This window comes from Exiguobacterium abrahamii (assembly GCF_015645365.1).
Lineage (GTDB): Bacteria > Bacillota > Bacilli > Exiguobacteriales > Exiguobacteriaceae > Exiguobacterium_A > Exiguobacterium_A abrahamii.
The window spans coordinates 100333-126130 of record NZ_JADOYC010000003.1 but is presented as its reverse complement, the minus strand read 5'-3'; the positions used below and the strand labels follow the sequence as shown (position 1 = coordinate 126130).

Here is a 25798-nt window from a genome sequence, read left to right as displayed (position 1 = left end):
GACCTCCTATAATCAAAAGACGAATCGTTGTTTTTTGAAAAAAGGAGGAATCCCTATGGAAAAATGGAGTCGGCTCGTACTTGCGGGTGTCGTCAGTCTCGCCTTGATCCATGTTCCGGCAGCCAGTGAAGCGGCAACGAAAGCAAAAGCCTTTAAGAACTGTACGGAAATGCAGAAGACGTACAAAGGCGGCGTCGCGAAAAAAGCGGGTCTAAAAAATCGGACCGGGTATGACAAGAACGGAAAACCGATCTATAAAGTAACGAAGTACAAGGCGTACGTGAGCCTTGCGACGTATAACTTAAACACGAAGAGCGACCGGGATAAAGACGGCATCGCGTGTGAACGTTAAAAAAATAACCTGACGCTGCGGCGTCAGGTTATTTTTGCTTAGTTGAAGTTTTGCTTTAGGAATGCTGTGACTTCTTCTGGTGTTTTAGCATTTGCACTGTGCAAGTGCGCCAGTTTTTCATTGTTTTTGAAGACGAGCAAGCTTGGGATTCCCATGACATCATGGTTCGATGCGATTTCAGGGAACTCATCCTTGTCAATCGTGTGGATTGGTAAGTGGTCGAATTGTGACTCGACGTCCGGCATGAAGTAATCCATCCGTTTGCAGTCCGGGCACCAGTCTGCTTCGAACTTGATGATGACCGGTGCATCACTTGAAATCAATTCCTTGAATGTTTCTTCACTCTTAATGAATTCTGCCATTGTGAGAACTCCTCCTCTTGGTGTTGTACCTTTAGTCTACCGATTCCCTTCAGAACTTGCACGAATTATGTTCGTCAAAGAGTCTGACAAGTCAAAAAAGTTGGTTACTCTTTAAGATAATGCTGCTGATTATCTTGAAAAGAGCCACATGAACCAATTAAATTCATTTTGGTATAGGGAAACATTATTGCACATTTGTTAATTACCTAGTTTGAAACAAAATGATTTCTCTAGACCCACTCGATTTCCGACTGGTACGATGAGGTTTGCTAATCGCAGAGAAAGTGGGGGCGACGAGAATGGAACAACAAAAATACGATAATCTAAAACGCGGCGAACGCGGTGCAATGATCAGTATCGCAGCCTATATCTTGTTATCATCTTTAAAACTAATCATTGGGTATACAGCAGATTCTGCCGCACTCCGTGCGGACGGTTTGAACAACGCAACGGATATCATCGCGTCAATTGCGGTCTTGATCGGCTTACGGATTTCACAACGTCCGGCAGATGACGATCACAAATACGGACACTGGAAAAGTGAGACGATTGCCTCGCTCGTAGCTTCCTTCATCATGATGGCAGTCGGTCTCCAAGTCTTGATTGATACGATCTCGACGTTGTTCGAAGGCAAGCAGGAATCACCGGATATTCTTGCAGCATACGTCGGAATCGGTTCAGCTCTCGTGATGTACTTCGTCTACCGTTACAATAAGAAGTTATCCGAGGAGATTGAAAGCAAAGCCGTCATGGCAGCAGCGAAAGATAATCTATCGGATGCGTGGGTCAGTGTCGGGACGACGATCGGAATCGTCGGATCACAGTTCGGCATGCCATGGCTCGATGTCGTGACGGCGATCATCGTCGGCTTCTTGATCTGTAAGACAGCGTGGGACATCTTTACGGAAGCGTCACATGAATTGACAGATGGCTTTGATGAAAAGAAACTGAAGATGTATGAAGATGTCATTTTCGATCTCGAAGGTGTCAAAGGGATCAAGTCAATTAAAGGACGCAACTATGGAAACAATGAAGTCGTCGATGTCGTCATCCTCGTCAACTCCACCTTGAATATCCATCAGGCGCACGATATCGCAACACGCGTCGAGGATACGCTGACGGAAGAATATGGTGTCTACGATATCCATGTTCACGTCGAACCGGAATGAATCGAAAAAAGGGCTGACTTAAAAGTCAGCCTCTTTTTTTTATGGTTCTAATGCGATCGTCAGAGCCAGTGCCCCGTACTGTTGCTCGGCTTCTTTTGTATAGATCGAGTAAGTCGACGTCACGAGTTCGTCGAGCGACCAACCGACACAGTCGATAGCTTCATTTGGAATCTGTTCGTAAAGCGCTCGGAAATCAGGAAAGACTTGTCGTTTTGTCACGCGGACAAGTAGCGTCTCCCTTGTTTTCGTATGCGTAAACTGAATCTGATCACCGACGTGTACCTGTTGTCGTTTTGGGTCATTCAATCGAATCTCGACGGTCTTTCGTCCTTGTTCGATCGAACGAAACGGAACTTCATATAACCCCATTTCATGTCTCATATATGCTCACTCCTTGTCTTCCTTGAGCATAACAAAACTATGTGAGTTTTCACATTGCCTTTTCGTTGACAATCAAAAATAATCGGCGTAATTTAATTCATATAAGTAATTGTTCCTTTTGGAACGATTTGAAATGGAACAAGGAGGCGAAACAGGATGGATCAAACGGAAACGACCCGTTCGACTGCGATGATGCAGTCGTTTTGGAATGTCCAGCGTTATCTCGTTCGGGCAGCGCACCAGACGGCACAGGAAAACGGACTCAGTTTACCGCAATTTCATAGTCTGATGACGATTGCACCGCGTGGACCAATCTCTCAAAAAGAGCTCGCTGCACATACGCACTTACCGAAAAGTACGCTCAGTCAGTCGATTGAAGGGCTCGTCCAATCGGGCTGGGTCATTCGCGAGACGAATCCAGACAACCGACGGGAAGTCGTTTTGATGCTCAGTGATCAAGGTCAGCAATTTGTCACCGACATCAAGGAACAAGAGAAGGGGATGCAACGTCAACTGGAGCAAGTGCTTGCGACGATTGACCCGGACGCATTCGAACAGATGCTTGAAACACACGCAGTGATTGCTGAGGGAATCGGTCAGATTTTACGTCCAGATCTGAAAGGAGGATGTTCGGATGATTAAGTTACTCAAACGGTTGACGGTCTATAAATGGGCAGTCCTTGCCGTGCTTATCTTGGTTTTTGCGCAGTCGATGTCCGATTTGTATTTACCGACACTGATGGCGGACATCATCGATAAAGGCGTCGTCACCGGCGATACCGCGTATATCTGGAAAATTGGTGCCGTCATGCTCGGGATAACCGGTGTCGGGGCGTTAGCTGCCGTTGCCGCCAGTTATTATTCATCGAAGGCGTCGATGGGACTCGGACGGGATATCCGTCGCCAAGTCTTCAACCATGTTGAACGGTTCTCCCTGCAAGAGTTCGACCAAGTCGGAACGGCGTCATTGATTACGCGGACGACGAACGACATCACGCAAGTCCAACAAGTCGTCATTATGATGTTACGGATGGTCGTCAGTGCACCGATCATGTTCATCGGTGGATTGATCATGGCCGTCTCAAAAGATGCCAAGCTATCGCTCGTCATCGTCGCGGCGATGCCGGTCCTTGTGATTTCAATCCTGTTGATCCTGTGGAAAGGGGTTCCGTTGTTTGGGAAAGTCCAAAAACGACTCGACCGTCTGAACCTCGTCTTGCGGGAGAACTTGACCGGGATCCGTGTCATCCGTGCTTTTAACCGGGAACGTGATGAGCAGGTTCGGTTAACGAAAGCGAACGCGGATTTAACAGAAGTCTCGATCAAGGTCAATAAAATCATGGCGTTCTTGATGCCGGTGATGATGCTCGTTATGAACTTAACCGTTGTCGGTGTCATTTGGTTTGGAGGCATCCGAATCGATAATGGCGGCATGCAGATCGGGGATTTGATGGCGTTCATCCAGTATGTCATGCAAATCATGTTCGCGCTCGTCATGGCATCAGTCATGTTCGTCATGATTCCGCGAGCAGCTGTCTCGGCGAAACGGATCAATGAAGTCCTCGAGATGACACCAACGATGACAGATGAGGGGACACAAACCGCTGATCGTGAAAAAGGAACGCTCGTCTTTGATCGTGTCACGTTCCGTTACCCAGGAGCTGAGACACCCGTCTTATCCGACATCAGCTTTGCGGCACGACCAGGTGAAGTAACGGCTGTGATCGGCGGAACTGGTTCCGGTAAATCAACGCTCGTCAATTTGATTCCTCGTTTTTATGACGTGACGGAAGGGAGCATCCGGGTCAACGGTGTTGATAGCCAGGATGTATCGCAAGAGGAACTGCGGTCGAAAATCGGCTTCGTTCCTCAAAAGGCGTTATTGTTCACGGGTACGATCGCTGAAAACATTCGTTTCGGAAAAGAGGACGCGACAGACGAGGAAGTCGCGCATGCGGCGCAAATCGCACAAGCGACCGATTTCATCGAACGGATGCCGGACGGTTACGAAGCACGGATCGAACAAGGTGGATCGAACGTCTCTGGTGGGCAGAAACAACGGTTGTCGATTGCGCGAGCACTCGTTCGTCGACCCGATTTATATGTCTTTGATGACAGTTTTTCAGCGCTCGACTTTAAAACTGATGCGGCACTTCGGAAAGCCTTACGGGAAGAAACACGCAAGGCAACCGTCTTGATCGTCGCTCAGCGTGTCAGCACCGTCATCGATGCCGATCAAATCATCGTCCTGGATGAAGGGAAAGTCGCTGGAATCGGAACGCATGATGAATTGTTTGCTGACAATGCCGTCTATCAGGAAATCGTGAAGTCACAACTATCAGAGGAGGAAATCGCATGAGTGAGAAAAAACGACCTGCCGGCGGTCCTCCGCCTGGTGGTCCCGGTGGCGGAAATATGATGATGCTCGGAGAAAAACCAAAGGATTTCAAAGCAACGTTCCGTCGTCTGCTTCGGTATCTGCGTCCGCGTCGAACGGCACTCGTTGGTGTATTCCTCGCAGCCATCCTCAGTACGATCTTCATGATTGCCGGTCCGAAAATCATGGGGACGGCAATCACGGAATTATTTGAAGGGGCATATGCGAAGTTCCAAGGTGTGCCGGGAGCGGCGATCGATTTTACGAAAATCGGACAGATCCTGCTCTGGCTCGCTGGACTGTATATCATCAGTAGTCTGTTCAATTACTTGCAACAGTATTTAATGTCAGGTATCGCTCAAAAAACAGTCTACGATTTACGCGAAGACGTCAATCATAAACTCGAACGCCTGCCATTGAAATACTACGATGGTCGTCCGAACGGGGAGACACTCAGCCGCGTGACGAACGATATCGATACGATCGGCAGTACGTTACAACAAAGTGTGACATCGTTCATCACCTCAATCGTGACGATCGTCGGGATTTTGATCATGATGTTGACGATCAGTCCGCTGTTAACGCTGATTTCACTTGTCTCATTACCGGTCTCGATTTTTGCGATTCGTCCGATTTTGAAACGGTCTCAAAAATACTTTGCTGACCAACAACGGACACTTGGTCAATTGAACGGACACGTCGAAGAGATGTACACCGGACACTCCGTCGTCAAGGCATTCGGACATGAACGCAAAGCAGTCGAGCAGTTCGATGCCGTCAATGAAGAGTTGTATGAAGCAGGACGTAAAGCACAATTCATCTCCGGGATCATCATGCCGATGATGATGTTCATCGGGAATATCAGTTACGTCCTGATCAGTATCGTCGGCGGGATTCTCGTCACGCAACGGGCAATCTCGATCGGGGATATCCAAGCGTTCATCACCTATACTCGTCAGTTCACGCAACCGATCACACAGACGGCGAACATCGCGAACATCGTTCAATCGACGGTTGCGGCAGCGGAACGTGTCTTCGAATTACTGGATGAGGAAGAAGAAATCAAGGAAGTGACGACACATCGTCTCACGCAAGCTGAAGGGGCGGTCGCGTTCGAACACGTTGATTTTGGTTACGGAACCGATCTCTTGATCGAGGACATGAACATCGATGTCGCACCGGGACAAACGGTCGCGATCGTTGGACCGACGGGTGCCGGTAAGACGACGATGATCAATCTATTGATGCGCTTTTATGAGTTGAACGGGGGGACGATCCGGATTGACGGTATCGATACCCGCGAGATGTCACGCGAAGACTTACGGACGACGTTTGGGATGGTCTTACAAGATACGTGGCTTTTCAACGGTACGATCCGAGATAATCTTGCTTACGGTAAGAGTGGAGCGACCGAGGAGGAAATCATCGCGGCAGCCAAAACGGCGCATGCTGATCACTTCATCCGGACGTTGCCGGACGGGTATGATACGGTCTTGAACGAGGAAGCCTCGAACATCTCGCAAGGTCAAAAACAGTTGTTGACGATTGCTCGGGCCGTTCTTGCCGATCCTCCAATCATGATTCTCGATGAAGCGACCTCTAGTGTGGATACACGGACAGAGGTCTTCATCCAGCAAGCAATGCGTCGCTTGATGGAGGGACGGACGAGCTTCGTCATTGCCCATCGTCTCTCAACGATCAAAGATGCCGATTTGATTCTCGTCATGAATCAAGGAAGTGTCATCGAACAGGGCACACATGAAGAATTGCTCGAAGCAGACGGTTTTTATGCGGATCTGTACAACAGTCAGTTCTCTGAAAAAGAAGTCGTTTGAGTCAGGACAGTGTCGTCATTTTGACGATGCTGTTTTTTTGTGTGCATTTTTCTTGAACTTATATACGGTAGGGGGTATATTGAATTCAACAACTTTACAGCCGTGAGGCATCTACTAGGAGGAATCTTGATGAAACAGATGACGACAGACCAATTACAGCAGACGTTAACTGAAAGTACGATCCAATTGATTGATGTTCGTGAAATCGATGAATACGAAAGCGGACATATCGCTGAAGCCAAAAACGTTCCATTGTCCGAGTTGACAGAGCGAACGGATGAACTCGACGCGTCACGTCCGGTCCATATCATCTGTCTATCTGGTGGTCGCAGCATGAATGCGGCGATGTACTTGGAGCAAGCAGGATTCGATGTGACGAATATCAGCGGCGGCATGATGAGCTACGAAGGAACCATCGTTTAATACACTAGAGGGGGTATACACAATGTTATTACGATATTTCTATGATGAAAAATTAGCGCAGGCATCATACATGGTCGGGTGTCAAATGACAGGAGAAGCGATCGTCATCGATCCTGCACGGAACATTACACCGTATCTAGAGGTGGCTAAAAAAGAAGGTCTCCGGATTACTGCTACAGCGGAAACGCACATTCACGCAGACTTCGTCTCGGGCACACAAGAGTTTGCAAAACGATACGACACGACGGCTTACCTGTCAGATGAAGGAGACGAAAACTGGAAATATCAATTTGTCTCGGATATTCACCATGAACTTGTCAAAGATGGTGACCGGTTCAAAGTCGGAAATGTGACGCTAGAAGTCATGCACACACCAGGGCATACGCCAGAACATATCTCCTTTTTATTATTCGACCGAAATCAACAAGTACCGATGGGCATCTTCACAGGCGATTTCGTTTTTGTTGGTGATATCGGTCGTCCTGATCTACTCGAAGAAGCAGCTGGTATCAAAGGAACGACAGCCGTTGGAGCGAAGCAGATGTTTGCTTCGTTAAAACGTTTCAAGGAGCTACCTGATTTTGTCCAAGTTTGGCCGGGACATGGTGCCGGCAGCGCTTGTGGGAAAGCGCTCGGAGCCGTTCCGACATCGACGGTCGGCTATGAAAAAGCGACGAACTGGGCGTTGCAGATGGAAGACGAAGATGCATTCATTCGGGAACTAACGACGGATCAACCAGAACCACCAAACTATTTCGCGATGATGAAACGCGTCAATAAAGAAGGAATTGCTTTGACGACGGAGATTCCTGAACTCGTGACGAGCGAGGATCCGACAGCGTGGACGTCTTCGATACAGATCGTTGATACGCGAGATGGTCAGTCGTTCCGGAATGGACATCTTCCAGGTACAATCAATATTCCGTACGATGGTAAATTCGTTACTTGGGCTGGTTGGTTACTCGATTTTGACCATGACATCGCGATTCTGTCGACGCCGGAACAGCGTGAAGATATTCAACGGGATCTTCAATCAATTGGACTCGATCGGGTCACTTACTGGGCAGATCATCAAGCAGTACCAGCATCGATGCTAACGGAACGTTATGAGGACTGGACGGCAGAAGAAGCGCTAGCAGCTGCAGAGCGACAAGAAGTCTACGTCCTCGACGTCCGGAACAAAACAGAGTGGGACAGCCAACATTATGATCAAGCACGACGGGTTCTTTTAGGAAAGCTAGTCGCTCGTCAGGAGGAATTACCGACCGATCGTCCACTTGCCGTACACTGTGCATCCGGTGTTCGTTCTCGAATGGCGGTCAGTGTACTACAGTCACTCGGATTTAAGGATGTTGTTAACATTGAGGGTGGATATGCAGCGATGCGCACGATTTTGAATCAACAAACATCATAAGACGACGGACTGGATGGCAGCATATGCCATCCAGTTTTTTGTATGGAACACAAGAAACACCACATTCTGGTACGGGTAAGGGTTTAATAAATCCTTTACCTGGGGAAATTAAAGAAGTGTCAGAAATATATAATTTTATTTAGGTGAAGGAGTGTGGCAGGATGAATAACATTTGGAACGGAACGTCGTTGAACTTGAACGGCATTCTCGGATCACTCGGAAACTTGCTTGGAGCGATCATCATTTTCTTGATTGGATGGCTCATCGCCAAGTTGATCGCGAACGGAGTTCAAAAAGCGTTAGAGAAGTCTGGAGTCGTCAACAAGTTGTCACCTCAAAAAGAGGGTACGCCACCAAAGAAGAAAAAGTGGACACCTGAAAAAATCATCGGGACCGTCGTCTTTTGGGTGCTCATGGTCTTCGTTCTTATCTTGGTCTTCAACATCCTTGATCTGAACATCATTGCTGGACCACTTGCAGATACGATGAGTACATTACTTGCGGCAATCCCAAACATCTTGAAAGCAGCGCTCATCCTTCTCTTGGCATACGTCATCGCGGTCGTTCTTCGCATGATCATCGTCAAAGCAGGAACGAAGCTGATGGCGAACGACAAAGTACGTTCGAACAAGATGCTTCAAGGTCAGACGGACTTATCGTCTTACCCGAAAATCGCTGGAGAAATTGTCTTCTATCTCGTCTTGCTTCTGTTCCTACCGGGTGTCCTCGATGCCTTGAACATTGAGAGTGTCTCACAACCGTTCAGCCAATTGTTATCGTCATTCCTTGGATTCATTCCACGCTTGATTGCTGCGGCAGCCATCTTCTTCGTTGGTTTCCTCGTAGCGAAAATCGTCCGCGATATCGTGACGAATTTCCTTCATGCTGTTGGAACGGATAAATTCGCAGCTCGCTTCAACCTTGGATCAACGGATCAAAAAGATGCGAAATCACTTTCGTCGATTCTCGGAACAGTCGTCTTCATCTTAATTCTGATTCCAATCACGATTTCAGCACTTGATCAATTGAACATTAAAGGAATCACAGGACCAGCGATCAACATGTTGAACGACGTCCTCGGCATGATTCCGAACATCATCGTTGGTGTCGTACTGATCCTTGTCGGTCTTTATGTCGGACGTTTCGTTAAGAAATTCGTGACGGATCTCTTATCACGTCTTGGTTTCAATAACCTGACACGTCACTTGAAAATCGGTACGTGGGATGCAAACCAAGCTTCTACATCACCAGCTTCGATCGTGGGTGCACTCGTTGAGATCGTCATCGTCGTTCTCTTCGTCGTCGAAGCCTTCAACTTGATTGGTCTTGACTTCATGGTCGACCTCGGTCGTGCCGTTCTTGCGTTCTTACCGAGCGTCCTGACAGCGATCATCATTCTCGCAATCGGGATCATCGTCAGCAACCTCGTCAAACGTACGATGGACAGCCTGTTCGGCAACTCTGAACTAAAAGTCCTCTCAAGCGTTGCGAAGTACGCAATTCTTGCACTCGCTGTCTTCATGGCACTCGATCAGCTAGGTGTTGCGGATACGATCGTCAACTCAGCCTTCATCTTGATCTTGGGAGCACTTGCGCTTGCTTTCGGTCTTGCCTTTGGTCTTGGTGGACGTGATAATGCATCGCGTTACCTCGATCGTCTACAAAAGAAAGCAGAGAATACGGAAGTCGACACATCGAACCTCCCAAGTAAATCATCATCGACTTCATCATCACCGAGCTTAAAAGATGCAGCAAAAGGTGCAGCTTCACAAGCAGCTGATGATGTCACACCAGATCGTGCACCACGCTCAGCGCGCTCTTCTTCAACAGATGAGACGACACATGGTACACCAAAAGGTGCGTTGCCAGAAAACGATTTAGCACAGCAAGATGATTACCCGATCAATCCAGATGATCATAAAGGTCCTAACCTCGATCATCCAAACGATCGCCCGTAATACGAATTCACCCTTTCCTCTCATTTTGGAGGAAAGGGTGTTTTTGCGTTGACGCATCAAAGCGTTGTCGTCTTTTCACAAAAGTGGTTTGACCACTTTGTGAAAAAATACAGAAAAAAAGACTTATCGAACCTGACATCGTTTGTTATGATTAGAAAGTCAATTACCTCAATGATTTGAATATTCAGAAAAAAGAGAAAAGTTCGGAGGATGAAACATGAGTTTGCTTCGCAAGAAAGATGTCAGTGTAATGATGGACATGAAACAACATTCCAAACTGGCACGTCATTTATCAGGGTTTGACCTTATTTTACTCGGAATCGGTGCCATCATCGGAACTGGAATTTTCGTTCTGACAGGAACGGGCGCTCTTTACGCAGGACCTGCTTTACCGATCTCATTCATTATTTCCGCTGTCGTCTGTGCGCTCGCAGCCCTTTGTTATGCTGAATTTTCGTCGATGATTCCCGTCTCAGGCAGTGTATATACGTATACATATGCAACGATCGGGGAAGTCGTGGCTTGGATCATCGGCTGGTGTCTCATTTTAGAATACGGACTTGCTTCAAGTGCCGTTGCAACCGGCTGGTCAGGGTACTTCCAGTCACTGTTAGCAGGTTTTGGTTTCCATTTACCGACAGCTTTAACGGCTGCTCCAGGTGCTGTACCAGGAAGCGAGACGTTCTTTAACTTACCGGCGTTCTTAATTCTGATGGTCATCACGCTCTTGCTTTCACTTGGGATTAAAGAAACAAAACGCGTCAACAACATCATGGTACTCGTCAAAGTTGCCGTCGTTGTCCTGTTCATCGTCGTCGGGATCTGGTACATCGAACCAGGTAACTACAAACCGTTTGCGCCGTTTGGTATAAGCGGTGTCTTGCAAGCATCAGCGATTGCCTTCTTCGCTTATCTTGGATTCGATGCCGTTACATCGGCAGCAGAAGAAGTCAAAAACCCGGGACGTAACTTACCGGTTGGGATTCTAGGATCGCTTGCGATCGTTACCGTTTTGTACGTCGTCGTCTCTGCTATCATGGTCGGAATCGTTCCTTTCAAACAGTTCGAAGGTGTGGATAGTCCGGTATCTCTTGCCTTAAAAGTGGCAGGCCAAGACTGGGTCGCTGGATTCGTTGACTTAGGAGCCATCGTTGGTATGACGACGGTCATCCTCGTCATGACATTTGGTCTCGTCCGTCTCTTATTTGCGATGAGTCGTGACGGATTATTACCGAAAGTCTTCTCAGACGTCAACGAAAAGTCGCACACACCCGTTAAAGCAACATGGATTCTCGGAACGATTGCTGGTTTAATCGCTGGATTCGTGCCGCTCGGTACACTGGCTGAACTGATCAACATTGGAACACTGGCAGCCTTCTCGCTCATCTCGATCGCGGTCATCGTCCTACGCCGGACGCGTCCTGATTTGAAGCGTGCTTTCAAAGTTCCGTTCGTCCCAGTCTTACCGATCTTGTCGGTCCTTGCTTGTATCATGCTCATGTTCAACTTACAACCATTCACGTGGATTGCCTTCTTTATCTGGACAGCGATCGGACTACTTGTTTACTTTGGTTACGGACGTAGCCGCTCTAAAATTCAATGAGTAATGACACCCTTGGTGACAAGGGTGTTTTTGTATGCAGGAAATGAGACGAACGAAAGCGAAACAGCTCAGTGGAAAAGGAGGTTTTTCGATGATTCATATTCAACGCGCACCTGACGTAAAGACAGCGTACAAAGCGATGCAGGATGGATTCCAAGATTATTTGATTCCACTGCACTTATCGGAAGCAGAATTCCAAGAGCGCATCATCGAACGAGACGGGAACCAACTGGAGCATTCATTCGTTGCCTATCATGGAGAAGTACCGGTCGGTCTCTGGCTGAACGGTTGGAAGGAGATTGAGGGTCAACGCATCATGCGGTGTGGGGGACTGGGGATTTCACCACAGTATCGTCGTCTTGGGATCGCGAAAGCCTTGTATCAAGCACAACTGAGCCATGCCAAAGAAATCGGAATGGATGGTCTGATGCTTGAAGTCATTCAAGGGAACGACCCAGCGATTCGCTTGTATGAATCGCTTCATTACACGATCGTTGGAGAAATCGGATATTTTCACTTAACAGATGAACGCCAAGAAGCCGCTCTGCCGACGATCGAAGAAGTAGAGTTCTTGAAACAATACCATGGACAAGGGGAGTACATCTGGCAGCAAGATCCTCATGTCATGCAGCAATTACAAACGGATTATTATCAATTAGAAGCAAGCGTAGTGGCAGTAGCCGGATCATCTCTCTTGTCAGTCGTCGGTCCAGCAGAACAAAAAGCACGACATGCAACAGAAGTCGTGCGTCGTTTACCGGGCACGACCTACCATTATCAATCAACAGATGTGCAGATCTGGGAGGCGTTACGTTCTGAAGGGTGGACTCAGCGGGATTTGAAACAATACATCATGCGTCAGTCGCTATAAACAAAAACCGCTGCTATTCATTTAGCGGCGGTTTTTGTAGTCTTCAATCATTCGAGCGTGAGAACCGACCAAATGATCAGGTAAGTTATCAAGCGGTACGAACTGGAGCTTGATACTCTCATCACTTTGTTTTAACATTCCAATCGGATGTTCACCGATATAGGCGAGGGTGACGCTTTGAAAGACGTCTCCGTTCGCTAACGTCGTCACGTATTGCGAACCGGAGTAGACATCGAGTAACGTTAATCGTTTTACCTCTAAGCCAGTCTCTTCTTTAAGCTCTCGACGCGCGGTCTCTTCCGGTGATTCCGCCCATTCCATCAATCCTCCTGGTAAACCAAAGCGGGCTTGTGCTTCGTTCCGTTGTTCGAGCAAAATGTGTTCATTTTGTACGACGAGGACGACGGAACCGACGAGAATGACCGGGTCATGACCGATTTTTTGACGTAACTGTTCGACATAATTCATTTCAATGCTCCTTGGTGAAACGGACAGCCGGTCACAGGTGCCGTCTGTGTTGATTTTGGAAAGAAGTTCGGTCGTTTGATTTCCGGGTCGTAATCCTTATGGAACATATGCGTCGTTGCCCCACTCATCGGTGGCACGAGCCAGGACCATTCCCCGGTGACATCACGACCACACGCGGCTTCATTTTTTTCAAAACGAGCGAACTGTTTGGCAGCCGTATGGTGATCGACGATCGTAACACCGGCACGTTCGAACGATTCGAGTACGGCAACGTTCAGTTCGACGAGCGCTCGGTCTTTCCAAAGCGAACGTTCACGCGAAGTATTCAGACCGAGTTGTGTCGCGACGAGCGGTAACAGATCATAACGATCCGTATCAGCGAGGTTACGGGCACCGATTTCTGTTCCCATGTACCACCCGTTGAACGGGGCACACGGATAGACGATGCCACCGATTTCAAGCTGCATGTCGGCAATCATCGGTACAGCATACCAGCGGACTTCGCGACCACCGAACAGATCATAGGCAGGATGTGTGATGCTGACTTCAAGCACGAGCTCATCTGGAATCGGATGCAGGCTGACTTGTCCGTCGAGTTCGATCAGCAGAGGCAAGATATCAAAGGGTGTACGCGCTCCAGTCCAGCCCAGTGCTTCACATTGTCGTGTCAATTGGATCGAAGCCGGATCACCGATGATTCCTGTTGCGGTCTCATAACCAGCGTAGCGGATCAGTTGATGATTATGCAGCCGGACACGTGTCGGATGGAAAATCGTAATCGTCGAGCGGATTCGTCCCTCATTCGTCGCGAACCGGATATGCTCAAATAAAGCGTCGCGGATCGCTTCAATGGTCAACGCATCCCGCGCGTCAAAGACATGGAGTTGTTCCCAAAAGAGACGTCCGACACAGCGGTTACTGTTTCGCCAAGCGAGCTTGGCGCCGAACGCGAGCTCGGAAGCCGTCTGTTCGTACGTTCCTGTCGTTTCAATCGAACGGATGACTTCTTGCTGGCGTCCGGCCATTTCGGGGTATTGCTCTATATAAGAAGTAAAGAAGCGTTCTGCTTCGGTTTGAATGAGTGAGTACACGAATCGAAATCCTTTCTAAAAAACAAGCACGATACAATCTCTGTTCCTAGTGTACCCTGCGCAGAACCGAAGCGCCAAACTTGAATGATGTATAAGGTTGTTATAAGTTCAAAAGACTTCCAAAAGTTTAAAGGAGGTATGAAATGGGGGATAGTGTAGAGAATTAGTTGAAAGTGAGGAAATTTGTATGTCTTTAATCAAACCTGTATTTGCCCGTTTTTTTGGTGAAGCCTTTTTTGATAAATCGGCTCAGCTCGCCTATTATCTGATGTTGTCCTTATTCCCGTTCTTATTATTCGTAGTTGGGATCGTCTCGTTCTTACCGTTTACGTCCGATAACGTGCTGGATTTAATTCGACCGTTTGCTCCGGCAGAAACGTACGATTTGATTCAGCGGAACGTCGTTGGAATCTTTGATCAAGGCGGCTTTAAACTTGCCTCGATCAGTTTCCTTGCCGCCTTTTGGCTCGCTTCGATGTCGGTCCAGTCACTTGTCCGCTCGCTGAACGATGCGCTCGAAGTGACACGAAAAGCGCCATTCTGGCGCGGACTGTTGCAAGACTTCGCCTTTACGATCGGGATGATGATCATCTTACCGATTTCATTGATCGTTCCGATTTCAGAAAAGTTAACACGGCGCTTCATCAATCACTTTGCTATCGTCGCTGATTTCGTGACGAACTATTCGTGGATCTGGTTCTTATTCCGCTGGGGACTCGGGACGTTGTTCTTACTTGTCTTTTTCATCTTATTGTATCGGATTTTACCGAGTGTCCGACTGACGGTTCGTCAAGTACTCCCTGGAGCCATTTTTGCGACGATCGCTTGGCAAGTCGTTTCGGAATTCTTCTCTTACTATGCTGAGTTCGGGAGTTACGATCGTCTTTACGGTCAGCTTGCCGGAATCATCGTCTTGATGACATGGTTCTATTTGTCCGCTGTCGTCCTGATGTTAGGGGGCTTGATGAACGCAGAACGCATGCGTCAGAAAAAAGAAGCAAAAATCATGAAACCGCAAAAAATCAAAGAAGAAAGCGTGCGTTAATCATTGAGCACGCATAAAAGCAGCTGACACATCGTCAGCTGCTTTTTCATTTAGACCGTTTTAAGAATCCGGTAACCGAAGACGCTTAACAGGCTGAGTGTGAACAAAGCGAGTAAGACGAGTGACAGATAGGGAAGTCCGAACACTTTGACGATGACGCTTAAGGCGACGACACCATAAAAGATTCCTAACGTCTTTTGAACGAACGGTTCATTGAAGCGATGCAAAAGTGACGCGCCGAGTGGTGAGCCGATGAACGCACCGATGATTAAAGCAATCCCGAGTGATAACGGAGCGCTGGTTCCGGAAGCCACATAACTCGTCACGCCTCCAAGAACGATCAATGTCGCAGAGGCGATACTCGTTCCGATTGCTTGTTTAAGCGGAAAACGAACCCATCCGAGCAAGAGCGGTGTCAACAAGAATCCACCGCTGACACCCATCAATGACGAGAGGATTCCGGCAGCAAGTCCGATGACGGCGAGCTTTACGATCGAAGCATCATGAACGGGAAAAGACGGACGTTCCTTTGAACGGGGACGAAGAAACTGAATCGAAAAACCAATCAGTAAAACGATGTAGAGACTCGATAAGACGACATCAGCACCAGCATGGCGTTCGAGCCAAAAGACGACCGGCGTGATCAACGCCGAACCGATGATACCGGACAGACCAATAATCCCGGCATCACGAAAACGGAATGTTTTTAATCGAAGATGTGAAAGCGTGCCGGTCACAGTCGATCCGAGTGTCAGCAACAGACTGAGGACGATCGCGGTGCTGGCTTCATAGCCGAGAATCAATAACAGTGGGGTCAGTATGATGCCGCCGCCGATTCCGAAAAAGCCGGAGAGTATGCCGATGGTTGCTCCGAGTAATGTAAATAAAATGTATTCCATAACGAAACCTTCTTTCTACTTTTCATTCATAGTTTCATTATATAAAGTATCAGTTCATTACAAAAATAAATTATAATAATGATATTGATTAAAAAACGTAATTGAAAGAAGGAATGCGTTTTGAAACTCCATGAATTACAAACTTTTGTGACATTGGTCGAAACAAAACACTTTACGAAAACGGCTGAGATCCTTTTTATTTCTCAACCAACCGTAAGTGTTCACTTAAAACGTTTGGAAGAATACGTTGGGCAACCACTCGTATTACGTCATGCTTTTACGACATCGCTTGAAATTTCTGACGCTGGATGGATCGTTTATCAACATGCGAAAGAAATGTTGTTTCAAGTAGAACAGATGACGCAAGAGTTAGACGAGCTGAAGGGATTTGTACGTGGAACATTGCGAATTGCAGCGACACATACGATTTATGAAATTGTGCTAGAAGAAATGATTCATCGTTTTTTGAAGAGTTATCCGGAAGTCTCAATCGATGCACGTATCATGAATCACGATCAAGTAGAGCAAGCACTTCTCCATCATGAAATTGATATTGGTCTTATTGAAGGTGCACCGCTTGCATCAAGGATTACATGTATTCCGTTTGCTAAAGATCGTTTGTATGTCATCGGACTTAAAAAGTTATCCATGGAAAAAGCGACATGGATCCTAAGAGAAGAGGGCTCGGCGGCTAGACAGGCATTAACGGAATGGATGAGAAAAAACAATATCGTTCCTCATAAAACGATCACCGTACATTCCAATCATTTGATTCAGCAATTGATTTTGAATGGAACAGGAATCTCAGCATTATCAGAGCGTTTATTGGAACCGTTCCGCACATCAGAGATATATGACATTCATACTGAAACCATTGAGGAACGGACTTTTCAATTCGTTATCCCTAAAGATCATCCTTCGCGTCTTGCTTTAAAGTGGATGGATGTTGTTCTCTAATTTTCATCGTTTTAAAGTTATGTATTACGATTGTTAATCCTGATGATTACCAAAAACTATGATATGGAATTCACTTCATTTGGTATAGTGTGGAAGAAATATCGTTTGGTATGAAAAGGGGGAAACAAGGATGAGGAAAGAAAAATGGATACTCGGGGGCATTTTTTTATTCATCGTTGGGATTCTAGTATGGGTGAAACTATTTTCACCTACGGATCAAGACATCATCGTTGCGGCACATGGACCTAGTTTAAATACGCTTTCTAGTGAAAAAAATGCAGACCAGATAAAAAAAGGACGCGACTACATTAATCATACGAGCAGTTTACTTCCTGATAATGTAGGAAGTACGATGTCTTGTGCAAGTTGTCATGCTACGGGAGCGACAGGTGGATCACTTGATCTTGTTGGGGTGACGAAAGAATATCCGCAGTACAATAAACGTGCCGGGAAAGTAGTCTCAATCGAAGAACGAGTCAACGGTTGCTTTACTCGAAGTATGAATGGGAAGAAGCTTGATCCAAACGGTAAGGAAATGAAAGCAATCATCTCGTATTTGAACTTTTTATCAAAAGATACAGCAGATGATATAAAAGATCGTCCATGGACGGAAGTAGCCATTCAAGGCGATCTTCCAAAACCCAATATCGAGAACGGGAAAGACATTTATTCCAATTCGTGTATGGCTTGTCATGGGTCGACACAAGCAAGTTCACACGGTCTTGCCGTCTATGGAAAGAATTCGTATAACGACGGTGCAGGCATGAATCGTTTGCGAACAACTGCAGGATTCATTCAGCATTATATGCCGAAGGAGCCAATGGGGGGCGTGGAAACCGGTGGATTAACGAAACAGCAAGCCGTCGACGTCGCAGCATATATCAATTCAGTCGGTAGACCAGTCATGAAAGGAAAAGAGAAGGATTATCCCCATGGCGATCCACCGGATGATTTATCTTATCCGGTCGATTCTGTTCATAAAAAGTAACGGTATAGCCTTTCAATCATTTGCATAAACAGACAATCCCTATAGGGAGAGACGATTCAATTCTTGAATACGCTCTATCTATAGGGATTTTTTTTAAGTACTACAAAAGCCTGTACATCCTTTGTGGAGAGGCTGTACAGGCTCAAACATGGAAAACATCATCAACCATTGGATGTTATCATGTTTTCCATCATTTCTTCATTCATAGGACCAATGACTTTATGCTGGATATATCCTTCTTCATCAATCACGTAACTTGTCGGAATCGTATAAGCTTTGTAACGGTTTCCGATTGTCCCTTCCTGATCGAGAGGTATTGTAAAAGTCAAACGATAATCTTCTATGAATTTTTTGAGAGCATCATTTCCATTATCAAGTGATGTCAGATTAACAGCGATGATTTCGACATCATTCTTGTGTTTTTCGTGAAAAGCCTGCATATGTGGCATTTCAGCCTTACATGGAGGACACCAGGTTGCCCAGAAGTTTAAAATAACTTTTTTTCCACGATAATCAGACAAACGAATCGTTTCTCCAGATGTCGTTTTCAGTGTGAAATCGCTAGCACGTTCTTTGTCTTCTTCAGTACTGTCGATGGCCGTTTTTTCAAGAGTCGTCGTTTGACGTTGTTCTTGGGCCTCCTGTTTTTTCTTCTGTTGATTTTCATATACATTCATACCGATCAAGCCGGTAGCCAGTAATAATATGAAGAAAACGGCTATTTTTTTATGGCGAGGCATCAGGATGCGTTCCTCCTTTTCGAAAGCGGATCGGAAAATACGCTGTACTTATAAAAACGAGTTGAAATAGGATCTGCTTTTCATCGAACGGTTCAACAAGATGAGTCGCGATTAAATAAAGTAAAAACAACACGAGTATCCACTCGAATGCAATAGTAGAAGCTTGATGATGCACGAATAACAAGATAATTAAAAACAAGAGATTGACTAACAAAAGCGAAAGGTTTTGATAGATGGCCGCTAACAACATTTCAAACTGTATGAGGTAAAGCACGACAAAGTAAGGCAGATGGCGTTTGAAAGAGTTTGAGACGACCTTATTCCAGTACATCAGTAAACCAAAAAGGGCAAGAAATTGTCCGCGGTACCCTCCATGAAAGAAAAAAAGAGAAGCAGGCATATCGATGACATAAGAAAGATGGAAAAGCGCATAACTGAACTTCCAAATCACTACGTAAAGGATGAAGCTGTTCAAAATCCATTCTGGTGGGCGCATTCGAAGCAATAGCCAGATTGATCCGAGCAGTAACAAAAAGGCGAGTATTGCTGCGAACCAAACATACGAAATCGCGAAACGTTCGATGTGTAAATATTCATCTCTCATGTGTTGAGTGGATCGTGAACGTGATTGCAATCGTGTCGATGACGGATTGAATCATTCCGCAATTTTCAATGACTAGAGTCGCAAGCGACAGGCGCTGTTTTTCAGTCATACTGCCATCTACATATGACTCGAAGTCCAAAGATGTAATTCGATTGGCTCTTGTTTCATCACGGGTGATATGGACCTCAAGAGAAAGTGAAGAATAGGTAATTCGTTTTTTGTGCAACAAGTTTTTAAGTAACGTGCCGCTACAGCCTGCCAAGGAAGAAACAAAAAGTTCGACAGGACGATATCCTTGCTCTGGGTCAGACGAAATTGTTAATAGACCATGTGGAGATGAGTGGGCGACGTGATGTTCGTTGATACTAAAATGCATATAGATACACTCCTTTCTAGTGATAGTCTGTTCATCCTTTGTTAAGCGTTGATGAAGTTAAATCAAATTGTATAGAAAAGCAGTGAACGTACCCGTCTGTATTCAACGTGATTGTTCCATTTTGTGCATATAAAATTTTTCGCACGATCGAGAGACCTAAGCCACTACGTGAGGGTGAGGATCTAGAGGCATCGCAACGGTAGAATTGTTCGAAGATCAGTTCTTTTTCATGTTGTGCTATGAACTGACCTTGGTGCGTAAACGATAATTGGTACCCTTGAGGCATTGAGGTGCCTTGAATTAATAAAGTCGTACCAGTGTTATAATCTACGATATTTTGAAACAGATTAGTTATCATCTGGATGAAATCTTCTCTTCGATGATTCAGTAGAAGATCTTCTATCTCGATTGTGATGGACTTGAAAATAGTACGAAATGAAGGGGAATAGGCGGCAAATATCTCTTCGAACGTTTCTTGTAAAGAAAATGATTCGCTCGAGGATGCAGAAACCGGAAGTTCAGTTTTTTGTAACGTATCGAGCTGATTCAATAATCGAATCATTCGTTGGGTCTCCTCCCCTAAAGAGGCATAAAGAGTTGATGAGCCACTTATGGTATTGTGCTGAAGTGCTTCCAAATACCCGCTTAAAGTCGTCAATGGAGTACGTAAATCATGAGACAAATCACGTAGAAATAAGTCCTTCGTCATTTCAGAATGTTTAATCGTGCGACTCATTTGATCAAATGTCTGAATCAAATGTTCTATGTCCGGACTAGTAGAGTAAGGAAGCATACCTACATGACGTGTTTCTTCAAATTGATGCGTCGCTTGCGACAGTTGTCGGATTGGTTTTAACAAACGGCGAATGGAAAGATAGTGAAACACGAAACTGACAGAAGCAAGCAGTACACCTATTATTAAAAAATATGAGTAAAGCGTTGAAGTAAGGACCGATCCTGAAAGTTGCCGCTCATTCACTGAATAGCAGGCGTATTGCGTTAATGAAAAACCGGTAATCATAATCAGTGATAGTGTAAAAGCTGCCTGCAGCGTGAAGATACGGGAAAATAAAGAGTACGTCGATGGTTTATGAACTGACAAATTTATACCCCATTCCTCTGACCGTTAGAATGTATGAATAATCGGTTTGTTCACGGATTTTATGACGTAAGTGACGAATATGAACATCAATCGTTCGATCGTTGACTTCTTTTTCCTGTGTAGCGTAAATATGATCGAGTAATTGGGTACGTGTCAGAATTTGATTCGGATGTTGCATCAAAATATGCAGTAATTTAAATTCGAAGGACGTCAGTTTCAACTCTTGTCCATTGATAAACGCTTGTCCTTTTAATGGCTTCAACAGAAAACCCGTGAAACTTAATTTTCCGCAACGACTAGCCGTTCGTCTCAAAACAGCTGCGATGCGACTCATGACTTCCGCAGGACTGAACGGTTTCACGATATAATCATCTGCTCCTAGAGCAAATCCCTCCAATTTACTCTTTTCAGAGACTTTTGCTGTAATCATAATGATCGGCATCAAACTCTTGAATTCTTCTCGAATCCAGTAACAGAGTTCTTCTCCGTTCAGCTTAGGTAACATCAAATCAAGAAGAACGATACATGGATCGTAATCTTCAATCATTCTCTTTCCTTCTAGTCCATCAGCTGCTTCTAGTACTTCGTATCCTTCTTGCAGAAGATAAATTTTCAGCAATTCTCTAATTTTTGCATCATCTTCGACGATTAACACAGATTTACCGATTAGCTCTTGATTTATCATATTAAATTTCACCTTTTCAACTATCAAAATAGAGAATAACGTGCAAGCCAGGCGCTGATTTTTTGCAGTTGACCACTCAGAACAAGAAACCCTAATGCGACCATTAGCATACCGTTAAATAAAGCAATTTTTCCGAGTTGTCGGTTGATCAAGCGTAAGAATGCCAATGAATACGAGATGACAAAAGACAACACGAGAAAGGGAACAGCCATTCCTATTGAATAAGCAACCAGCATTCCAATTCCTTGAGAGAATGTGTCGCTGTTACCCGCTAACAATAGGATTGTTGATAAAGACAGACCGACACACGGTGACCAGCCACTGGCGAATGCCATACCAATCACGGTAGAACTAAAAAATCCATTCGAGGGTTTTTCGACATGCAATCGTTTCTCATACATTAACCACTTTATCTCTAGCCATCCCGCCGTATGTAATCCGAAAAGAATGATGAGAAGACCTGACAATTGCATGAGCCAAAGACGGTAATCAGTCAACAGTTGACCTACGAAGCTAGCTGATGCACCGAATGCAATAAAAATCAGACTGAAACCAACAATGAATCCAAGTGATCGGATAAATAGAAGCTTGCGATTGACGACAACGGCTGAATTTTTAATTTGTCCTCCGGTTAGATGACTGATATACGCCGGTAGGAGCGGGAAGATACAGGGTGAAAAAAAGGACGCCATTCCACCAAAAAAAGCAATCCAAATCGTAATATTCGACATACTATGCACCTCTTTCTTGAACTAGCATGTCGGCTTAATGTTAAGGGATGATGAAGAATAAAGAAAATACTGTGAGCGGTATCACAGGAACTTAGGGGAATTCCCCTATATCTCCTTGATACCGTTTTCATTAAGATGGAAGTGTACTGGAACATATTTGAAGGGGGATATGAGAGTGGATAATCGAACAGCACGAATTGCAGTCGTCGGAGCGGGATCGGGAGGTATTACTGCGGTCGCACAACTATTACGTAAGCGTCCGGCATTAAAAGGGCATATTTTATTGATTGATCCTGCAGAGGAGCATTATTATCAACCTTTATGGACTTTGGTCGGTGCTGGTGATGTTCGAAAAGAGACGACAGCGCGTCCCATGTCTTCCTTGATTCCTGAAGGCGCAGAGTGGTTGCAAGAATCGGTACAAACTTTTGCACCTGAAAAGAATGAACTACTAACTACTCAAGGAACGACTGTTCATTATGACTATCTTATCATCGCGGCAGGTATTCAATTGAATTGGAAAGATGTTCCCGGACTAGTTGAAACAATCGGAAAGAATGGTGTGTGTAGTAACTATTCGTATGAAACGGTTTCTTCTACCTGGGATGCCATTTCTCACTTCAAAGGCGGCGAAGCACTATTTACAATGCCAAGTACCCCAATTAAATGTGGAGGTGCACCTCAAAAAATCATGTATCTAGCAGAGGAATATTTTGCTCAACACAATATACGAAACAAGTCGTCCGTTCATTTTATGACGGCATTGCCTAATATGTTTGCAGTACCGCGTTATGAAAAGACACTGAACGAGGTCGTAAAACGGAAACAGATTCAAACACATTTCAAAACTGAACTCGTTAGCATTGATGGACCGAACCACGTTGCTACTTTTGAAAATCTAGAAACAAAAGAACGATTTACACATCACTTCGACTTAATCCATGTCACACCACCGATGGGGCCGATGGATTTCTTAAAAGATAGTCCGGTCACGGACGCCTCAGGATGGGTAGATATTGATTCAAAAACACTTCAGCATGATCGTTACGAAAATATTTTCGCGTTGGGTGATTGTTCTAATCTGCCGACATCTAAAACAGGGGCTGCTATCCGAAAACAGGCACCTGTCGTAGTCGAAAACTTAATCCGCTTCATGGAACATCAAAACCATACTAAAGCAGAATATGATGGTTACACATCGTGTCCGCTTGTAACCGGATATAACAGTCTTGTCATGGCAGAGTTCGACTATGAAAAAGAACCAGCTGAAAGTTTCCCGATCGATCAATCAGAAGAGCGCTTATCTATGTTTTTAGTTAAAAAACATTTCCTACCTGTCCTTTATTGGGATGGGATGCTAAAAGGTCTGATGTGAGGAGGAAGAGCATGGGTACTGACATGAAACCACCGAATCCAGTTGAAGCATTACTGCAAGAACCGGAACAACAAGAAGCACTCGCACAGTTATTACGAGATTTACCTTTGCTTGTAGAACGACTTGAGCAATTAGAAAAAAGTGTGAGTTTTGCAGAACATGTCTTACAGGATAAAACGACAATTCTTCCTTATATGAAAGAAGCAGAGCAAAAAATACGTCAGACGGGTTTAACGAAAGCACATATCGATGCGTTACTAGAGATTGCACGCTTACTTCCCGAAGTAGCTCCTGTCGCAAAACAAAGCGTGTCTGGTCTATTATTCGTGAAGGCAGTTCTCGAAGATGAAAGAACGATGCACGATCTATTAAATACCCGACCGCGTATTCCGGTTCTTTCTGATACCAATCGATTGTATGAAGCTAAGAAAAATAAAAAGCAAAAGTTGTCGTTACGACGGATTTGGCGTTTGTTAACCCACCCGATCTGGAAAGACATGTTCTTGTATGTTGAAAGTTTGTTAGAGACGATCATGTTGAATCGAAAGAAAAGGGGATGAGGAATCATGTTTTTCCGTTCATGTTTTGATTCGAATTTAGCTCAATTTTCTTATATAGTGGGTTGCCAAAAAACAGGTGAAGCCATCGTGATTGATCCGGCAAGAGATGTTGACCAGTATCATGAAATTGCTAAAGCAGAAGGACTAAAGATTACAGCAGCAACTGAAACACATATTCATGCTGATTTCGTTTCAGGGGCACGGGAATTGGGACAACAAGATGTTCAATTGTACCTATCAAACGAAGGTGGAACAGACTGGTCCTATCAGTACGAAACAAAAAAGAAAGCAGTACTACTCAAAGACGGAGATCGATTCTACATTGGGAATGTTCGATTTGATGTAGTGCATACGCCGGGTCATACACCAGAACATATCAGCTTCATTCTTACAGATGAAGGTGGAGGTTCAGAAGTACCGATGGGGATTTTTACAGGTGACTTTGTTTTTGTAGGTGACGTGGGGCGTCCTGATTTGTTAGAAAAAGCAGCGGGAATTGAAGGAACGGCTACAAACGGTGCGACACAGATGTTTCATTCATTAGAACGTTTCCGAAATCTGCCGGATTATCTTCAAGTTTGGCCAGGACATGGAGCAGGCAGTGCATGTGGAAAGTCATTGGGTGCTGTTCCTATGTCTACTGTCGGGTACGAGAAACAAAATAACTGGGCACTTATGATCAAGGATGAAAGTAGATTCGTAGAGGAATTGTTATCCGGGCAGCCGGAACCACCGCGTTACTTCGCAATGATGAAACATGTCAACAAAGTAGGACCTGCTGTCATGGGAGAAACACCTCCTTTGCCACATCGAACAGAACTTCAAGAAAAATACGTCATTCTTGATGTACGTCCTGCAAACTTGTACCGTAAGGGGTATGCTAAAGGTACGTTGAATATTCCGTTTAATAAAGCTTTTACGAATTGGGCAGGATGGTTATTGCCATACGATGAAGATATTCTATTGATTGCTTCGACTGATCAAGTTGAAGCTGTCCGAACAGCACTTCAATCCATTGGAATTGATCGAGTCGTCGGATATGTCGACGTGGATGATCTGTCGTTTCCTGAACATTATCCAGAAATCGATACGGCTGAGTTACAAGAAAAATTGGACGAAGAAGCGGTCTATTTAATCGATGTTCGAAATCAATCGGAATGGGAAGCTGGTCATATCGAAGGTGCTCATCATTTGATGCTCGGAAATCTTGAAAAAGAAATGCAAAAGATTCCAAGAGACAAACCGATTGTCATGCAATGTCAATCAGGTGCCCGCTCATCGATCGCAACAAGCCTGATGAAGCGAGCTGGATTCGAGAATGTCTACAACTTAAAAGGTGGATATCAAGCTTGGAAAACGGCTGACAAACCAGTCGTCCAATCGTAAAATGAGACTAATTATACGACTGTGTCTAGTAAGACATGGTCGTTTT

Annotated in this window: 27 protein-coding genes; 16 read left to right on the top strand and 11 right to left on the bottom strand. The window is 45.3% G+C overall.

The window, feature by feature from the left end; genetic code table 11:
• The first annotated feature begins 55 nt into the window (after window positions 1–55).
• Window positions 56–352, top strand: a complete 297-nt coding sequence (locus ITJ88_RS11885; protein ID WP_195865796.1) for an excalibur calcium-binding domain-containing protein — start codon at window positions 56–58, stop codon at window positions 350–352.
• A 38-nt stretch (window positions 353–390) separates the two neighbouring features.
• On the opposite strand, the gene ITJ88_RS11880 is transcribed toward ITJ88_RS11885, so the two are convergent.
• A complete protein-coding gene (locus tag ITJ88_RS11880; RefSeq protein ID WP_023466923.1) occupies window positions 391–714 on the bottom strand; it encodes a thioredoxin family protein in 324 nt (107 codons plus the stop codon).
• A 299-nt stretch (window positions 715–1013) separates the two neighbouring features.
• Between ITJ88_RS11880 and ITJ88_RS11875 the strand changes: the two genes are divergently transcribed.
• On the top strand, window positions 1014–1883 hold the full coding sequence (locus tag ITJ88_RS11875; RefSeq protein WP_023466924.1) for a cation diffusion facilitator family transporter: 870 nt from the start codon (window positions 1014–1016) through the stop codon (window positions 1881–1883).
• Window positions 1884–1922: 39 nt separating this feature from the next.
• Here the strand turns inward: ITJ88_RS11875 and ITJ88_RS11870 are convergent, their stop codons facing one another.
• The gene (locus ITJ88_RS11870; RefSeq protein ID WP_195865795.1) at window positions 1923–2264 is read right to left on the bottom strand and encodes an ASCH domain-containing protein; all 342 of its coding nucleotides are present in this window, start codon (window positions 2262–2264) and stop codon (window positions 1923–1925) included.
• A gap of 156 nt (window positions 2265–2420) precedes the next feature.
• Between ITJ88_RS11870 and ITJ88_RS11865 the strand changes: the two genes are divergently transcribed.
• From ITJ88_RS11865 to ITJ88_RS11830, 8 genes are all read left to right on the top strand, one after another.
• Window positions 2421–2906, top strand: a complete 486-nt coding sequence (locus ITJ88_RS11865; protein ID WP_195865794.1) for a MarR family winged helix-turn-helix transcriptional regulator — start codon at window positions 2421–2423, stop codon at window positions 2904–2906.
• Window positions 2899–4623, top strand: coding sequence for an ABC transporter ATP-binding protein (locus ITJ88_RS11860; RefSeq protein WP_195865793.1), 1725 nt, complete (start codon window positions 2899–2901; stop codon window positions 4621–4623). Before ITJ88_RS11865 ends, ITJ88_RS11860 begins: the two co-directional genes overlap by 8 nt.
• Window positions 4620–6476, top strand: a complete 1857-nt coding sequence (locus ITJ88_RS11855; RefSeq protein ID WP_304999654.1) for an ABC transporter ATP-binding protein — start codon at window positions 4620–4622, stop codon at window positions 6474–6476. The genes ITJ88_RS11860 and ITJ88_RS11855 overlap by 4 nt, the downstream gene beginning before the upstream one ends.
• 129 nt (window positions 6477–6605) lie before the next feature.
• On the top strand, window positions 6606–6899 hold the full coding sequence (locus ITJ88_RS11850) for a rhodanese-like domain-containing protein (protein ID WP_195865792.1): 294 nt from the start codon (window positions 6606–6608) through the stop codon (window positions 6897–6899).
• Between the two features lie 22 nt (window positions 6900–6921).
• Window positions 6922–8313 (top strand): MBL fold metallo-hydrolase, encoded by a 1392-nt coding sequence (locus ITJ88_RS11845; protein ID WP_195865791.1) that lies wholly within the window; start codon window positions 6922–6924, stop codon window positions 8311–8313.
• A gap of 161 nt (window positions 8314–8474) precedes the next feature.
• Window positions 8475–10271, top strand: coding sequence for a mechanosensitive ion channel (locus ITJ88_RS11840; RefSeq protein ID WP_195865790.1), 1797 nt, complete (start codon window positions 8475–8477; stop codon window positions 10269–10271).
• A gap of 217 nt (window positions 10272–10488) precedes the next feature.
• Window positions 10489–11874: a branched-chain amino acid transporter BcaP gene (gene bcaP / locus ITJ88_RS11835; RefSeq protein ID WP_195865789.1), complete on the top strand. Its 1386-nt coding sequence runs from the start codon at window positions 10489–10491 to the stop codon at window positions 11872–11874.
• 91 nt (window positions 11875–11965) lie between these two features.
• The gene (locus ITJ88_RS11830; protein ID WP_195865788.1) at window positions 11966–12745 is read left to right on the top strand and encodes a GNAT family N-acetyltransferase; all 780 of its coding nucleotides are present in this window, start codon (window positions 11966–11968) and stop codon (window positions 12743–12745) included.
• A 21-nt stretch (window positions 12746–12766) separates the two neighbouring features.
• On the opposite strand, the gene ITJ88_RS11825 is transcribed toward ITJ88_RS11830, so the two are convergent.
• Window positions 12767–13213: an NUDIX hydrolase gene (locus ITJ88_RS11825; protein WP_195865787.1), complete on the bottom strand. Its 447-nt coding sequence runs from the start codon at window positions 13211–13213 to the stop codon at window positions 12767–12769.
• Window positions 13210–14304: a nitric oxide synthase oxygenase gene (locus tag ITJ88_RS11820; protein ID WP_195865786.1), complete on the bottom strand. Its 1095-nt coding sequence runs from the start codon at window positions 14302–14304 to the stop codon at window positions 13210–13212. Before ITJ88_RS11820 ends, ITJ88_RS11825 begins: the two co-directional genes overlap by 4 nt.
• Before the next feature lie 187 nt (window positions 14305–14491).
• On the opposite strand from ITJ88_RS11820, the gene ITJ88_RS11815 reads away from it, so the two are divergent.
• On the top strand, window positions 14492–15349 hold the full coding sequence (locus ITJ88_RS11815; protein WP_023466934.1) for a YihY/virulence factor BrkB family protein: 858 nt from the start codon (window positions 14492–14494) through the stop codon (window positions 15347–15349).
• Window positions 15350–15399: 50 nt separating this feature from the next.
• On the opposite strand, the gene ITJ88_RS11810 is transcribed toward ITJ88_RS11815, so the two are convergent.
• Complete coding sequence (locus ITJ88_RS11810; RefSeq protein ID WP_195865785.1) at window positions 15400–16248, bottom strand: sulfite exporter TauE/SafE family protein; 849 nt, start codon at window positions 16246–16248, stop codon at window positions 15400–15402.
• Window positions 16249–16368: 120 nt separating this feature from the next.
• On the opposite strand from ITJ88_RS11810, the gene ITJ88_RS11805 reads away from it, so the two are divergent.
• Both ITJ88_RS11805 and ITJ88_RS11800 read left to right on the top strand, forming a co-directional pair.
• On the top strand, window positions 16369–17205 hold the full coding sequence (locus ITJ88_RS11805) for a LysR family transcriptional regulator (protein ID WP_195865784.1): 837 nt from the start codon (window positions 16369–16371) through the stop codon (window positions 17203–17205).
• A gap of 130 nt (window positions 17206–17335) precedes the next feature.
• Window positions 17336–18193: a c-type cytochrome gene (locus ITJ88_RS11800; RefSeq protein WP_195865783.1), complete on the top strand. Its 858-nt coding sequence runs from the start codon at window positions 17336–17338 to the stop codon at window positions 18191–18193.
• Window positions 18194–18354: 161 nt separating this feature from the next.
• Here the strand turns inward: ITJ88_RS11800 and ITJ88_RS11795 are convergent, their stop codons facing one another.
• From ITJ88_RS11795 to ITJ88_RS11770, 6 genes are read right to left on the bottom strand one after another with little or no spacing between them, the layout of a single operon-like run.
• Window positions 18355–18933 carry a peroxiredoxin family protein gene (locus ITJ88_RS11795; RefSeq protein WP_195865782.1) on the bottom strand — a complete coding sequence of 193 codons (579 nt, stop codon included), beginning with the start codon at window positions 18931–18933 and terminating at the stop codon, window positions 18355–18357.
• The gene (locus ITJ88_RS11790) at window positions 18920–19537 is read right to left on the bottom strand and encodes a hypothetical protein (protein WP_195865781.1); all 618 of its coding nucleotides are present in this window, start codon (window positions 19535–19537) and stop codon (window positions 18920–18922) included. The genes ITJ88_RS11795 and ITJ88_RS11790 overlap by 14 nt, the downstream gene beginning before the upstream one ends.
• On the bottom strand, window positions 19527–19913 hold the full coding sequence (locus ITJ88_RS11785; RefSeq protein ID WP_195865780.1) for an OsmC family protein: 387 nt from the start codon (window positions 19911–19913) through the stop codon (window positions 19527–19529). The genes ITJ88_RS11790 and ITJ88_RS11785 overlap by 11 nt, the downstream gene beginning before the upstream one ends.
• Before the next feature lie 31 nt (window positions 19914–19944).
• On the bottom strand, window positions 19945–21015 hold the full coding sequence (locus tag ITJ88_RS11780) for a HAMP domain-containing sensor histidine kinase (RefSeq protein ID WP_195865779.1): 1071 nt from the start codon (window positions 21013–21015) through the stop codon (window positions 19945–19947).
• Window positions 21002–21700 (bottom strand): response regulator transcription factor, encoded by a 699-nt coding sequence (locus ITJ88_RS11775; RefSeq protein ID WP_195865778.1) that lies wholly within the window; start codon window positions 21698–21700, stop codon window positions 21002–21004. Before ITJ88_RS11775 ends, ITJ88_RS11780 begins: the two co-directional genes overlap by 14 nt.
• A 23-nt stretch (window positions 21701–21723) precedes the next feature.
• Window positions 21724–22431 (bottom strand): cytochrome c biogenesis CcdA family protein, encoded by a 708-nt coding sequence (locus tag ITJ88_RS11770; RefSeq protein WP_195865777.1) that lies wholly within the window; start codon window positions 22429–22431, stop codon window positions 21724–21726.
• Window positions 22432–22606: 175 nt separating this feature from the next.
• Between ITJ88_RS11770 and ITJ88_RS11765 the strand changes: the two genes are divergently transcribed.
• The 3 genes from ITJ88_RS11765 to ITJ88_RS11755 are packed head-to-tail and all read left to right on the top strand — an operon-like array spanning window position 22607 to window position 25752.
• Window positions 22607–23806, top strand: coding sequence for an NAD(P)/FAD-dependent oxidoreductase (locus ITJ88_RS11765; protein ID WP_336449401.1), 1200 nt, complete (start codon window positions 22607–22609; stop codon window positions 23804–23806).
• A gap of 11 nt (window positions 23807–23817) precedes the next feature.
• Window positions 23818–24366: a hypothetical protein gene (locus ITJ88_RS11760; protein ID WP_195865775.1), complete on the top strand. Its 549-nt coding sequence runs from the start codon at window positions 23818–23820 to the stop codon at window positions 24364–24366.
• A 6-nt stretch (window positions 24367–24372) separates the two neighbouring features.
• Window positions 24373–25752 (top strand): MBL fold metallo-hydrolase, encoded by a 1380-nt coding sequence (locus ITJ88_RS11755; protein WP_195865774.1) that lies wholly within the window; start codon window positions 24373–24375, stop codon window positions 25750–25752.
• The last annotated feature ends 46 nt before the right edge of the window (window positions 25753–25798 follow it).

Excerpts from the sequence above, each read along its gene's own strand:
- ITJ88_RS11885 (WP_195865796.1), top strand. The coding sequence starts at position 56 with ATGGAAAAATGGAGTCGGCTCGTACTTGCGGGTGTCGTCAGTCTCGCC.
- ITJ88_RS11880 (WP_023466923.1), bottom strand. The coding sequence starts at position 714 with ATGGCAGAATTCATTAAGAGTGAAGAAACATTCAAGGAATTGATTTCA.
- ITJ88_RS11875 (WP_023466924.1), top strand. The coding sequence starts at position 1,014 with ATGGAACAACAAAAATACGATAATCTAAAACGCGGCGAACGCGGTGCA.
- ITJ88_RS11870 (WP_195865795.1), bottom strand. The coding sequence starts at position 2,264 with ATGAGACATGAAATGGGGTTATATGAAGTTCCGTTTCGTTCGATCGAA.
- ITJ88_RS11865 (WP_195865794.1), top strand. The coding sequence starts at position 2,421 with ATGGATCAAACGGAAACGACCCGTTCGACTGCGATGATGCAGTCGTTT.
- ITJ88_RS11860 (WP_195865793.1), top strand. The coding sequence starts at position 2,899 with ATGATTAAGTTACTCAAACGGTTGACGGTCTATAAATGGGCAGTCCTT.
- ITJ88_RS11855 (WP_304999654.1), top strand. The coding sequence starts at position 4,620 with ATGAGTGAGAAAAAACGACCTGCCGGCGGTCCTCCGCCTGGTGGTCCC.
- ITJ88_RS11850 (WP_195865792.1), top strand. The coding sequence starts at position 6,606 with ATGAAACAGATGACGACAGACCAATTACAGCAGACGTTAACTGAAAGT.
- ITJ88_RS11845 (WP_195865791.1), top strand. The coding sequence starts at position 6,922 with ATGTTATTACGATATTTCTATGATGAAAAATTAGCGCAGGCATCATAC.
- ITJ88_RS11840 (WP_195865790.1), top strand. The coding sequence starts at position 8,475 with ATGAATAACATTTGGAACGGAACGTCGTTGAACTTGAACGGCATTCTC.
- bcaP (WP_195865789.1), top strand. The coding sequence starts at position 10,489 with ATGAGTTTGCTTCGCAAGAAAGATGTCAGTGTAATGATGGACATGAAA.
- ITJ88_RS11830 (WP_195865788.1), top strand. The coding sequence starts at position 11,966 with ATGATTCATATTCAACGCGCACCTGACGTAAAGACAGCGTACAAAGCG.
- ITJ88_RS11825 (WP_195865787.1), bottom strand. The coding sequence starts at position 13,213 with ATGAATTATGTCGAACAGTTACGTCAAAAAATCGGTCATGACCCGGTC.
- ITJ88_RS11815 (WP_023466934.1), top strand. The coding sequence starts at position 14,492 with ATGTCTTTAATCAAACCTGTATTTGCCCGTTTTTTTGGTGAAGCCTTT.
- ITJ88_RS11810 (WP_195865785.1), bottom strand. The coding sequence starts at position 16,248 with ATGGAATACATTTTATTTACATTACTCGGAGCAACCATCGGCATACTC.
- ITJ88_RS11800 (WP_195865783.1), top strand. The coding sequence starts at position 17,336 with ATGAGGAAAGAAAAATGGATACTCGGGGGCATTTTTTTATTCATCGTT.
- ITJ88_RS11795 (WP_195865782.1), bottom strand. The coding sequence starts at position 18,933 with ATGCCTCGCCATAAAAAAATAGCCGTTTTCTTCATATTATTACTGGCT.
- ITJ88_RS11790 (WP_195865781.1), bottom strand. The coding sequence starts at position 19,537 with ATGAGAGATGAATATTTACACATCGAACGTTTCGCGATTTCGTATGTT.
- ITJ88_RS11785 (WP_195865780.1), bottom strand. The coding sequence starts at position 19,913 with ATGCATTTTAGTATCAACGAACATCACGTCGCCCACTCATCTCCACAT.
- ITJ88_RS11775 (WP_195865778.1), bottom strand. The coding sequence starts at position 21,700 with ATGATAAATCAAGAGCTAATCGGTAAATCTGTGTTAATCGTCGAAGAT.
- ITJ88_RS11770 (WP_195865777.1), bottom strand. The coding sequence starts at position 22,431 with ATGTCGAATATTACGATTTGGATTGCTTTTTTTGGTGGAATGGCGTCC.
- ITJ88_RS11760 (WP_195865775.1), top strand. The coding sequence starts at position 23,818 with ATGGGTACTGACATGAAACCACCGAATCCAGTTGAAGCATTACTGCAA.
- ITJ88_RS11755 (WP_195865774.1), top strand. The coding sequence starts at position 24,373 with ATGTTTTTCCGTTCATGTTTTGATTCGAATTTAGCTCAATTTTCTTAT.